The organism is Nocardioides bruguierae (assembly GCF_023554635.1).
Lineage (GTDB): Bacteria > Actinomycetota > Actinomycetes > Propionibacteriales > Nocardioidaceae > Nocardioides > Nocardioides bruguierae.
Genome location: NZ_JAMJPH010000014.1, coordinates 1 through 11,847, shown reverse-complemented (window position 1 = coordinate 11,847; position 11,847 = coordinate 1). Strand labels below are relative to the sequence as shown.

10 protein-coding genes and 1 tRNA gene are annotated in these 11,847 nt (G+C 71.2%); 4 read left to right on the top strand and 7 right to left on the bottom strand.

Translation table 11 applies throughout. The annotated features are described in order from the left end of the window. Positions 1-133 precede the first annotated feature (133 nt). Positions 134-925: a hypothetical protein gene (locus M8316_RS08875; RefSeq protein WP_250053840.1), complete on the top strand. Its 792-nt coding sequence runs from the start codon at positions 134-136 to the stop codon at positions 923-925. Between the two features lie 24 nt (positions 926-949). On the opposite strand, the gene M8316_RS08870 is transcribed toward M8316_RS08875, so the two are convergent. Together M8316_RS08870 and M8316_RS08865 are read right to left on the bottom strand one after the other, a co-directional pair. Beyond that, positions 950-1,144 (bottom strand): hypothetical protein, encoded by a 195-nt coding sequence (locus M8316_RS08870; RefSeq protein ID WP_250053838.1) that lies wholly within the window; start codon positions 1,142-1,144, stop codon positions 950-952. 148 nt (positions 1,145-1,292) lie between these two features. Continuing rightward, positions 1,293-1,377, bottom strand: a tRNA-Ser gene (locus M8316_RS08865). Between the two features lie 195 nt (positions 1,378-1,572). On the opposite strand from M8316_RS08865, the gene M8316_RS08860 reads away from it, so the two are divergent. From M8316_RS08860 to M8316_RS08850, 3 genes are all read left to right on the top strand, one after another. Beyond that, positions 1,573-2,778 carry a GAF domain-containing protein gene (locus M8316_RS08860; RefSeq protein WP_250053836.1) on the top strand — a complete coding sequence of 402 codons (1,206 nt, stop codon included), beginning with the start codon at positions 1,573-1,575 and terminating at the stop codon, positions 2,776-2,778. A gap of 128 nt (positions 2,779-2,906) precedes the next feature. Next, the gene (exaC, locus tag M8316_RS08855) at positions 2,907-4,430 is read left to right on the top strand and encodes an acetaldehyde dehydrogenase ExaC (protein WP_250053834.1); all 1,524 of its coding nucleotides are present in this window, start codon (positions 2,907-2,909) and stop codon (positions 4,428-4,430) included. A 142-nt stretch (positions 4,431-4,572) separates the two neighbouring features. Next, a complete protein-coding gene (locus M8316_RS08850) occupies positions 4,573-4,959 on the top strand; it encodes a DUF779 domain-containing protein (protein WP_250053832.1) in 387 nt (128 codons plus the stop codon). 140 nt (positions 4,960-5,099) lie between these two features. On the opposite strand, the gene M8316_RS08845 is transcribed toward M8316_RS08850, so the two are convergent. The 5 genes from M8316_RS08845 to M8316_RS08825 form a co-directional block, all read right to left on the bottom strand. Further along, positions 5,100-6,605 carry a malate:quinone oxidoreductase gene (locus tag M8316_RS08845; protein WP_250053830.1) on the bottom strand — a complete coding sequence of 502 codons (1,506 nt, stop codon included), beginning with the start codon at positions 6,603-6,605 and terminating at the stop codon, positions 5,100-5,102. A gap of 353 nt (positions 6,606-6,958) precedes the next feature. Then, positions 6,959-8,461: a mannitol dehydrogenase family protein gene (locus M8316_RS08840; protein ID WP_250053828.1), complete on the bottom strand. Its 1,503-nt coding sequence runs from the start codon at positions 8,459-8,461 to the stop codon at positions 6,959-6,961. Next, on the bottom strand, positions 8,458-9,357 hold the full coding sequence (locus M8316_RS08835; protein WP_250053826.1) for a carbohydrate ABC transporter permease: 900 nt from the start codon (positions 9,355-9,357) through the stop codon (positions 8,458-8,460). The genes M8316_RS08840 and M8316_RS08835 overlap by 4 nt, the downstream gene beginning before the upstream one ends. After that, positions 9,354-10,352, bottom strand: coding sequence for a carbohydrate ABC transporter permease (locus M8316_RS08830; protein WP_250053824.1), 999 nt, complete (start codon positions 10,350-10,352; stop codon positions 9,354-9,356). The genes M8316_RS08835 and M8316_RS08830 overlap by 4 nt, the downstream gene beginning before the upstream one ends. 153 nt (positions 10,353-10,505) lie before the next feature. Then, positions 10,506-11,847: ABC transporter substrate-binding protein (locus tag M8316_RS08825; RefSeq protein ID WP_308195981.1), on the bottom strand; the 1,342-nt coding region annotated here is incomplete at its 5' end.

Here is an 11,847-nt window from a genome sequence, read left to right as displayed (position 1 = left end):
GGGGGGGGGGGCGCGCGCCGCGCCCCCCCCCCGGCGGCCGTCCGGGCTCGCGAGCCGGAGCACCCGACCGTCCGGCCACCCTGACGCGCGTGCGAGGATCGGGGACCCACCGTCTCGGACAGGACCCGCTGCCATGACCTCGCACCTCTCCCCGGACGACCACACCGGGCAGCGCCCCACCGCGAAGCGCCTGCTCGGCTCGCTGGCCCTGGTCGGTGTCCTGGTCCTCAGCAGTGCCTGCAGCGGCGACGGCACGGCCGACGGCGACCCGGGCGGCACGACGGCCGCGTCCCCCTCGACTCCCTCGACTTCCTCGTCGGGCTCGTCGGGCTCGTCGGGCTCATCGGGCTCGTCGGGCTCATCGGGCTCGTCGGGCTCGTCCCCGAGCAGCGCGACGGCGGACCCCGCAGAGGGCACCGCCGAGGGCACCGCGTTCTCCTGGTCGGAGCCCGCCGAAAGGTCCCAGTGCCTGTCCGGCGGCGACCGACCGTTCGACCTCGGCTTCTACGAGATCACCACCGAGCTGACCGAGCCGGCGACCGACGTGCGGGTCTCGCTGGCGGACGCCACCGGCGTCGCGAGCCCCGACAGCCGCTGGATGCCGGCCACGGAGTTCTCCTTCCCCGTCACGGGCGCGGTCCGGTGGGCCACTCGGGAGCGGGTCCTGACCAGGCAGGACGTGCGGTACCCGTTCGACTACGCGGCAGGCACCGACCTGTCCGCGGGTCAGCTGGACCTCGAGGCCGGCGAGGAGGGCACGTTCCTCGTCCAGGTGCGGCGCATCCCCGGCGGCGCCGTCGTGGACGGCCTCACCGGCGCGTTCACCGGGTTCGAGGTCAGCTACACGGACGAGGCGGGCGAGCGGGTCCAGCAGGTCTTCCGCTCACCCACGTCCTTCGCCGTCCGCTCCCCTAGCTGTCCCTGACCCCGGGAGCCCCGACGCCGAGCCTCAGCTGCGGGCGGGCACGCTGGCGCGGGCGGCCCACACGAGGGCGCCCATCGCGACGGTGCGCGCCTGGCCGACTCCACGGGCGAGCAGGTAGCCCGTCACGCCACCGGTGACGACGCCGCCGACGAGCGCACGCCCCAGGGGCGGGCGGTGCGAGGTGCGGCGCTGACGGACGGGGGCGACGGGCGGGCGCATCGGGGGCTCCTCCGGGGGATCGAGGTCGGGTCGGCTCAGCGACCGGTACCCCGGCACAACGCCGGTGAACCACCAGATGTTGCGAGACCCGGCTCACCCGGGAACGGCAGGAGCCCCGGACCGAGGTCGGTCCGGGGCTCCTGTGCTGCGGTGGCGGTGGGATTTGAACCCACGGTGGGTTTCCCCACACATCATTTCGAGTGATGCACCTTCGGCCTCTCGGACACGCCACCGCGGAGAACATTACGGGAGAGCCCAGGTCGGGCGAAATCGGGCCCGGGCGCCACAGGCCCTCCCCGGGCGACGCCCTGCGACCCCGGGCTGCAACGTCGGTGCAACCACGCGGCCCGCACCCTCGGCCCAGGAACGTGAGACCACGGTCACACGCAACCATGGCGGGGAGGCGCGTCCTGATGTTCACTGTGACCATGACGGAGCAGTCGGGCGGCGAGAGCATGCGCGCCGACGTGGCCGAGTCCTGGCAGCGCTCCGCCGCCGCCGGCGTCCGCTCGGACGCGGTGGAGGCACCCGTCCTCATCACCGACTCCGACCTGCGCGACATGCGCGAGGCGCACCCCCTCGCGCGGGTCTTCCCGCTGCTCGACGACGTGCTCGGCCAGGCGGTCCGCGACTGCGACGCGGTGATGGCCGTCGGCGACGCCAGCGGCAACCTGCTGTGGCTGTGCGGCGGCACGAGCACGCTGCGCAAGGCCGAGTCGATCGGCTTCGTGGAGGGCAGCAACTGGGACGAGCGGCTCGCCGGCACCAACGCGCCCGGCCTGGCCCTGGCCACCGGGGCCCCGGCCACCGTCACGCGGCGCGAGCACTTCCGCTCGGCGGTGCAGCCGTGGTCGTGCGTGGCCACCCCGATCCACGACCCGGCCACCTCGCAGCTGCTGGGCGTCCTCGACATCACCGGCGGCGACCAGGTGGTCGTGCCGCAGACGATGGCGATGGTCCGCGCCGCCGCCCGCCTCGCCGAGGCCGAGCTCGCCCGCGAGCAGGCCGCCGCGCCGCGTCCGGTCTCGCAGCACGGGTTGCGGCTGATGATCGAGGCCCTCGGCCGTGCCGAGGCCCTCGTCACCGTGGACGACGGACGCGGCTCGGTCTCCACGCTGCGGCTCAGCCCCCGGCACAGCGAGATCCTCACGCTGCTGGCCGCGGCACCTCAGGGCATGTCCGGCGACGAGCTCTCCGTCCTGCTCTACGAGGACGACGGCGCCTCCTCCACGCTGCGCGCGGAGCTGAACCGGCTTCGCGGCCTCCTGGGCGACGAGCTGCTGGCCTCCCGCCCCTACCGGCTCGCGGCCGGCGTGAGCAGCGACTGGCTGGCGGTCGAGGCGCAGCTGGCGGCCGGCGACCTGCGCGGGGCGATGCGCTCCTACCGCGGGCCGATGCTGCTGCGCTCGACGGCGCCGGGCGTCGTCCGCCTGCGCGAGTCCCTCCAGCACTCGCTGCGGCACGCGCTGCTGCGCAGCCACGAGCCCGACCTGATGTCCACGTGGACCCGCTCGGCCTGGGGGCGCGACGACTACGAGATGTGGATCGCCCAGCGGGCCGCCGTCGGGCGCACCTCGCCGGTGCTCCCGCTCATCGAGGGCCAGATCGCGCGCCTCGACGCCGAGCTCGGCTGACTCCCCCACGCATACCGGGCGCCTCTGACCTGGGCGGATCGCCGGCAACGTCCGCGCAACCTGACCGGTCGTAGTGTGTGACCGTCGTCACAGCCGACGACGCGTCCACTCGTACGAGGAGCATGAAGATGACCGTCTACGCAGCGCCCGGAGCCCCCGACTCCCTCGTGTCCGTCAAGAGCCGCTACGACCACTACATCGGCGGCGAGTGGGTGGCCCCGGTCAAGGGTCAGTACTTCGAGAACATCTCGCCGGTCAACGGCAAGCCGTTCACGGAGATCGCCCGCGGCACGGCCGAGGACATCGAGGCCGCGCTCGACGCCGCCCACGCCGCCGCCGAGAAGTGGGGCAAGACCTCCACCACCGACCGCGCGAACGTCCTGCTCAAGATCGCCGACATCATGGAGGCGAACCTCGAGACGATCGCCGTCGCCGAGTGCTGGGAGAACGGCAAGCCGGTCCGCGAGACCCTCGCCGCCGACATCCCGCTCGCGGTCGACCACTTCCGCTACTTCGCCAGCGTGCTGCGCGCCCAGGAGGGCAGCATCGGCGAGATCGACGCCGACACGGTGGCCTACCACTTCCACGAGCCCCTCGGCGTCGTCGGTCAGATCATCCCGTGGAACTTCCCGATCCTCATGGCCACCTGGAAGCTCGCGCCGGCCCTGGCCGCCGGCAACTGCGTGGTGCTCAAGCCCGCCGAGCAGACCCCGTGGTCGATCCTGAAGGTCATCGAGCTGATCGCCGACGTGCTGCCGGCCGGCGTCGTCAACGTCGTCAACGGCTTCGGCGTCGAGGCCGGCAAGCCGCTGGCCTCCAGCTCGCGCATCGCCAAGATCGCGTTCACCGGCGAGACCACCACCGGCCGCCTGATCATGCAGTACGCCTCGCAGAACATCATCCCGGTGACGCTTGAGCTGGGCGGCAAGAGCCCGAACATCTTCTTCGACTCGGTCGCCTCCTCCAACGACGCCTTCTACGACAAGGCGCAGGAGGGTTTCGCGATGTTCGCCCTCAACCAGGGCGAGGTCTGCACCTGCCCGTCGCGGGCGCTCGTGCAGCAGTCGATGTACGCGGACTTCATGTCCGACGCCGTCACCCGCGTCGAGAAGATCATCCAGGGCAACCCGCTGGACACGAACACGATGATCGGCGCCCAGGCCTCCAACGACCAGCTCGAGAAGATCCTCTCCTACATCCAGATCGGCAAGGACGAGGGCGCCAAGGTCCTCACCGGTGGCGAGCGCAACGTGCTCGACGGGGACCTGGCGGAGGGCTACTACGTCACCCCGACCATCTTCGAGGGCGACAACTCGATGCGGATCTTCCAGGAGGAGATCTTCGGCCCGGTCGTGTCGGTGACCTCCTTCAACGACGAGGCGGACGCCCTCAAGATCGCCAACGACACCCTCTACGGCCTCGGCGCCGGCGTGTGGTCGCGTGACGGAGCCCAGGCCTTCCGCGCCGGCAAGGAGATCAAGGCCGGCCGCGTCTGGACCAACTGCTACCACGCCTACCCGGCGCACGCCGCGTTCGGCGGCTACAAGCAGTCGGGCATCGGCCGCGAGAACCACAAGATGATGCTCGACCACTACCAGCAGACCAAGAACCTGCTCGTCAGCTACTCCCCCGACGCCCTCGGGTTCTTCTGACAGGTACTGAGCGGAGCGAAGTACCTGTGATGGTGGTCGAGCGAGGCGCGCGACCGAGGAACGAGGTCGCGACCGCCGTGTCGAGACCCAGGTACGGAGCGCGGCGAACCACCTGTGGTGGTGGTCGAGCGAGGAGGAACCGATGACTGACCGGAGCACGCTGGACATGGTCGACGTGACGGACGCGGCCGCGGAGCTGGTCCGCACGCTGACCGAGGCCAACGGGCCGGTGATGTTCCACCAGTCCGGTGGCTGCTGCGACGGCTCGGCACCGATGTGCTACCCGGACGGGGACTTCATGCTCGGCGACTCCGACGTGCACATCGGCGACCTGGACGTCGGGCTCGAGCGAGCCGTGCCGGTGTGGATGTCGAAGGCCCAGTACCAGTACTGGTCGCACACCCACCTCACCATCGACGTCGTGAAGGGCCGGGGTGCCGGCTTCTCTCTGGAGGCCCCGCACGGGGTCCGGTTCCTCATCCGCTCACGACTCATGACCGACGAGGAGGCGCTGCGCGTGCACGGCTGAGCACGCGCGGCGTCCGTCGGCCCCGCCGGGCACCAGGGGTACCGGCCCCGGCACGCACGAGACCCCCGGGAGCAGCTGCTCCCGGGGGTCTCGGCGCGTTCGGGCCCGGCGGATCAGGCCCGGCGGATCAGGCAGGCGGATCAGGCAGGCACCGCGTCTCGCACGCGCTCCGGCGGGAGCGCCAGGCCGAGGCTCTCGGCAGTGCGGGTCATGATCTCGTGGGCGCGGGCCGGGTCCTCGGAGAGACGCTCGCCGTGGCTGGGCACCATGGCCTCCAGCGCGGGCTTCCAGCCGGTCCACTGCTCGGGGAAGCAGCGCTCGAGCACGGTCAGCATGATCGGGGCGGCGGTCGAGGCACCCGGCGAGGCGCCGAGCAGGCCGGCGATCGACCCGTCGGCGGAGGTGATGACCTCGGTGCCGAACTGCAGGACGGCGCCCTTGCCCGGGACGTTCTTGACGACCTGGACGCGCTGGCCGGCCGTGATCAGCTCCCAGTCGTCGGCCTGCGCGGCCGGGACGAAGTTGCGCAGCTCGGAGAGCTTCTTGCGGCGCCCGGCCAGCACCTCCTTGACCAGGTAGACCAGCAGCGACAGGTTGCGCAGGCCCACCTGCACCATCGGCCACATGTTGTGCGGCCGCACGGAGCGGATCAGGTCCAGGTTGGAGCCGGACTTGAGGAAGCGGGGCGACCAGCCGGCGTAGGGGCCGAACATGACCGACGGCTCGCCGTCGACGACGCGGGTGTCCAGGTGCGGCACCGACATCGGCGGGGCGCCGACGGCGGCCTTGCCGTAGACCTTGGCGTGGTGCTGGGCGACCAGCTCGGGGTTCGTGGTGCGGAGGAACTGGCCGGAGACGGGGAAGCCGCCGAAGCCCTTGATCTCGGGGATGCCGGAGCCCTGGAGCAGCTGGAGCGCGTAGCCGCCGGCCCCGACGAAGACGAAGCGGGCGCGGTGGACGACGGTCTCGCCACCGTCGGTGGGGCGGCAGGCGACCTCCCAGAGCCCGTCGTCGCCGCGGGTGACGGAGCGGACCTCGGTGCCGAGGTCGAGCGTGGCGCCACCGTCGACCATGGCCGAGGTGAGGTGGCGGGTGAGGGAGCCGAAGTCGACGTCGGTGCCGGCCGCGGTCCACGTGGCGGCGATGGGCTCGGACGGGTCGCGCTGCTCGACGAGGGCGGGCGCCCAGGCGGCGATGGTGGCGCGGTCCTCGCTGTACTCCATGCCGACGAACAGCGGGTGCTCGCGCAGCGCCTCGTAGCGGCGGCGCAGGTACTCCACGTTCTCGGCGCCCCACACGAAGCTCATGTGCGGGGTGGGGTGGATGAAGGAGGAGGGCTCGGGCAGCTTGCCGGACTCCACGAGGAAGGACCACAGCTGGCGCGAGACCTGGAACTGCTCGTTGACGTCGACGGCCTTGGCGATCTCGACCGAGCCGTCCGCGTTCTGCGGCGTGTAGTTGAGCTCGCAGAGGGCGGCGTGGCCGGTGCCCGCGTTGTTCCACGCGTCCGAGCTCTCGAGGGCGACAGCGTCCAGCCGCTCGACGACACGGATCTCCCACTCCGGCTCGAGCTGCCGCAGCAGCGTGCCCAGGGTGGCGCTCATGATGCCACCGCCGATCAGGACGACGTCCGATACCTCAGCCATGCCTTCCATTACCGGACCCCGGGACTCTCGGCCTGTCGCCGGGGGCCCTGCGACCCCCACTTTCTGTGACCCACCTCTCACCTGGGAGTTTCCACTGGTAGCACGTGCCAGTACCGAGGGGCCCCCTTGTCCCGACAGTCGTTCACCGACGTCCGACCACCGGACGAACGGGGCCTCCCGCGGGCCCTACGACCACCGATCTGGACCACCACTGGATCGGCACGGAAATGCAGTGAAATTCATGCCCCCCGGACGCGACGACGCCCCGCACGGACCCGCTCCCGGGGCCCGTGCGGGGCGTCCTCCGACCGCTGACCTGCCCGGATGCAGGGTCGGGCGCCAGCGGCCGCTCCTCAGCGCCGGGCCCACTCCTCCAGGGTCGTCCGGGCGCCGTGCTCGTGCAGGCTGCGCAGGGCCTCGAGGTAGGGGCCGGTGAACCGCTCGTCCTCGGCGAGGTCGCCGAAGAGCGCCGGGTCGCGCAGGAAGGCCAGCTCGTCGGCGTCGGGCCCGGTCTGCCGGGCGGCGCGCGCCATCACCTGCTCCTTGCGACGGTCGACCACGTCGATCGACTGCCCCGCCTCGTCCACGCCCTCGGCGTAGCGGGCCCACGAGGCGACGACGAGCGCCGCCTCGTCCACGGCCCCACCGGCGGCGAGCCGCGCGGTGATCACCGGGACGAGCCACTTCGGGATCCGGTCGGAGGACTCCGCGCACAGGCGGGCGAGGGTGTCGCGCACCTCGGGGTTGGCGAAGCGCTCGATCAGCTGCCGGCGGTAGGCCGCCAGGTCGACCCCGGGGACCTCCGCGAGCGTGGGCGTGCCCTCGTTCGTCATGTAGCGCAGCAGGAAGTCCACGAACAGCGGGTCGGTGCAGACCTCGTGGGCGTAGCGGTAGCCGGCCAGGTAGCCGACGTAGGTCAGCGCCTGGTGGGAGGCGTTGAGCAGCCGCAGCTTCATCAGCTCGTAGGGCACGACGTCCTCCACGACCTGCACGCCGACCTCCTCGAAGGCCGGGCGACCCAGGGGGAAGTGGTCCTCCAGCGCCCACTGCGTGAACGGCTCGCAGACCACCGGCCACCCGTCCTCGACCCCGAAGCGCTCGGCCAGGGCCCCGCGGTCCGCGTCGGTGGTGACCGGGGTGATCCGGTCGACCATGGAGTTCGGGAAGGCCACCTCGGCCTCGATCCAGTCCGCCAGGTCGGCGTCGCGGAGCCGGGCGAAGGCGGCGATCATCTTGTGCGCGACCTCGCCGTTGCCCTGGATGTTGTCGCAGCTCATCACGGTGAACGGCGGCACGCCCGCGGCGCGGCGACGCGCGAGCGCCTCCACCACGAAGCCGAACGCGGTCACCGGCAGGGTCGCGTCCCCGACGGGCACCGCGAGGTCGTGCTGGAGACCGTCGTCCTCGGCGTCGAGCTCACCGGTGACCTGGTTGACGTGGTAGCCGCCCTCGGTGACGGTCAGCGACACGATCCGCGTGCTCGGCGCGGCCATGAGGTCGACGACCTCCTGGCCCCGGGACGGGGCGTGCAGGTAGTCCACGATCGAGCCGATCACGCGGGGCTCCAGGGAGCCGTCCGGGTGCTTGACCACGAGCGTGTAGAGGCCGTCCTGGGCCGCCATGACCTCGGCCATCCGGGCGTCGCCGGGCAGCACCCCGACGCCGGTGATGCCCCAGTCCTGCGCGCCGCCGGCCTGCATCAGCCGGTCGACGTACATGGCCTGGTGGGCGCGGTGGAAGCCACCCACGCCGACGTGGACGATGCCGGTGGTCACCGCGGAGCGGTCGTAGCCGGGCACGGGGACGCCGAGCCCGGCGACCTCGTCGAGGGTCTGGTGCGAGAGGTGGGTGGTCACTTGACGGCTCCCAGGGACAGACCGCGGACCAGCTTGTCCTGGGCCGCGAAGCCGGCGATGAGGACGGGCAGGGACACGAGCGTCGCGGCGGCGCAGAGCTTGGCCAGGAACAGGCCCTGGCTGGAGATGAAGCCGACCAGGAAGACCGGAGCCGTCGCCGAGACGGTGGCGGTGAGGTTCACCGCGAACATGAACTCGTTCCAGCTGAAGATGAAGCAGATCAGCGCGGTGGCCGCGAGGCCGGGGCTGATCATCGGCGTGACGATGCTCCACATCGTCCGCAGGAAGCCGGCACCGTCGACCTGCGCGGCCTCCAGCACCTCCTTCGGGATCTCCGCCAGGAAGCTCTGCATCATCCACACGGCGATGGGCATGTTCATCGCCGTGTAGAGGATGACCAGCGTGTAGATGTTGTCGAGCATCCCGACCTGCTTGACGATCAGGTAGATCGGCAGCAGCGCCGCGATCGGCGGCAGGAACTTGGTCGAGAGGAAGAAGAACATCGCGTCCGTCCACTTCTCGATCGGCCGGATCGAGAGGGCGTAGGCCGCCGGCACCGCCAGGGCCAGCACCAGGACGGTGGAGATCACGCTCGCCATCAGCGAGTTGAGCAGGTAGACGCCCGCACCCCGGTCGAAGACCGCGAGGTAGTTGTCGAGGCTCACCGGCGCGAAGAGGGACGGCGGGTTGGTGGCCGCGTCGACCTCGCGGTGCAGCGAGGTGAGCACCATCCAGCCGACCGGGGCGAAGAACAGCAGCGTGAGGACCCAGGCCAGGGTCGCCCAGCGCCAGCCGGCACGCTCGGGGTCGGCGCCCTTGCGGGGCTTGCGACCGCCGGGGGTGGCGGCCTTGGTGTCGGGCAGGGTCGGGCTCGTGGAGGGAGTCAGGGTGCTCATCGGCTGTGCTCCTCGGTGAACAGGGACGAGATCGTGCGCAGCGCGAAGGTCGCGACGATGATCGTGCCGATGACGACCACGACGCCGGCCGCGGCGGCCTCGCCGTACTCGTACTTGCGGAACATCGTCAGGTAGATCTCGTAGGGCAGGTTGGTCGTCGCCGAGCCGGGCCCGCCCTGGGTGATGGTGAAGATGGCGTCGAACGTCTGGAGCACGTAGATGGAGCCCAGCAGCGTCGACAGCTCGATGTAGCGCCGCAGGTGCGGCAGCGTGATGAAGCGGAAGATCTGCATGCCGGAGGCGCGGTCGAGGCGGGCCGCCTCGAGCACGTCGGTGGGCTGCGACTGCAGGCCGGCGAGCAGGATCAGCATCATGAACGGCGTCCACTGCCACACCAGGGCGGCGACGACCGCGATCATCGGGGTGCCCGACACGTAGTCGATCACCGGGCCCTCCTCGGCCCCGAAGAGCTGCCAGACCCAGTTGAGGACGCCGTTGAACAGGCCGTAGTCCGGGTTGTAGAGCGCGTGCTTCCAGATCAGCGCGGAGGCCACCGGCATCACCAGGAACGGGGCGATGAGCAGGGTGCGGGCCACGCCGCGGCCCGGGAACTTCCGGTCCAGCAGGACGGCGAGCAGCAGGCCCAGCAGCATCGAGACGACGACCACGGAGACGGTCAGCACGATCGTGTTGATCACCGCGTCGCGCAGGCGGGAGTCGGTGAAGACGGTGGCGTAGTTGCCGAGGCCCGCGAACGACTCGAAGTTCCCCATCCCGAGGAAGTTCTTGTCGCCCGGGCGCAGGACGTTCCAGTTCAGCGTGGAGATGGCGATCGTCAGCAGGAACGGCAGCTGCGTGACGACGATGGTGAAGATCAGGGCCGGCATCAGCGGGCCGCGGCGGGTCCAGCGCTCACGGCTGGAGAGCTGGCGCGCGGGCGGTGCCGGCGGCTGGTCGGGCGTGGGTTCGACCTCGCGGTCGAGGGTGCTGGTCATGGGTGCTTCCTCCCGGGGAGCGCGGGCGGTGGAACTGCGGGTTCAGCCGGAGTCAGCCGGGGTCGGCTGGGACGGCCCGGGTGCGGCGGGGGTCTCCCACCGCACCCGGGCCGGGTCGGGGCGTCAGCGCGTCAGGGACGTCACGCGGTCGCGTCAGCGGTAGTTCGCGGCGACTTCCTCGGCGAGGGCCTGGCCGTCGGCCAGCGCGTCCTCGACGGTGCCGTCGCCCGCGATCACCGCGGAGATCTCCTGGCTGACCTTGGTGCCGAGGTCCGCGAACTCCGGGATGCCGACGAACTGCACGCCGACGGTCGGACGGGGCTGCACGCCCGGGTCGATCGGGTCGGCCTCCTCGATGGACTGCAGCGTGATCGGGCCGAAGTCACCGGCCGCCTCCTCGTACTCCGGGATGGAGTAGGTGGACTCGCGCTTGCCGGCGGGGACGCGGGACCAGCCGAGCTGCTCACCGACGATCTGCTCGTACTCCGAGGACGTCGCCCACTTCATGAACTCGGCGGCGGCGTCCGCGTTCTGGGTGGTCTCGGGCATCGCCCACGACCAGGTCCACAGCCAGCCCGAGGAATCGGTCTCCATGGTCGGGGCGAAGGCGTAGCCCACGTTGCCGGCGATGCCGGAGACGCTCGGGTCCTCCAGGGAGCCGGCGGCCGAGGTGGCGTCGTACCACATGGCGACCTTGCCCTGGCTCATGGCGTTGAGGCACTCGGTGAAGCCGGCCTGCGAGGCGCCCGCCTCGCCGTGCTTCTTGACCAGGTCCACGTAGAAGTTCACGGCCTCGGTGAACTCGGGGCTGTCGACCTGCGCCTCCCAGTCCTCGGTGAACCAGGTGCCGCCGAAGGTGTTGACCACCGTGGTCAGCGGCGCGAACATCTCGCCCCAGCCCGGGAGGCCGCGCAGGCAGATGCCCTTCATGCCCTTCTCGGCACCGTCGACCTTCGCCGCGACGTCCGCGACCTCGTCCCAGGTGGGACGCTCCGGCATCGTCAGGCCCTCCTTCTCCAGGACGTCCTTGCGGTACATCAGGAAGGAGGACTCGCCGTAGAACGGCAGGGCGTAGAGCGCGTCGTCGTAGGACAGCGACTCCACCATCGGCTCGAGCAGGTCGTCGGCGTCGTAGTCGCTGTCGTCGGCGACGTAGGAGTCGAGCGGCTTGAGCCAGCCGTTCTGGGCCCAGATCGGCACCTCGTAGGCGCCGACGGAGACGACGTCGTACTGCCCGGCCTGGGTGGCGACGTCCTGGGTGACCTTGTCGCGCAGCTCGTTCTCCGGGAGGATCGTGTAGTTCACGGAGATGCCGGTGTCGGCGGTGAACGTGTCCTCGGTCAGCTGCTCGATGTCCTGCATCTGCGGGTTGCCGACCATGATCACGGTGATCTCGTCGGCACCGTCGGTGCCGGCCGAGCCGCCGCCGCCCGCGCCGGCGCAGGCCGTCAGCGTCATCCCGGCGGCCAGGCCGGCCACGGCCAGGGTGGCGATC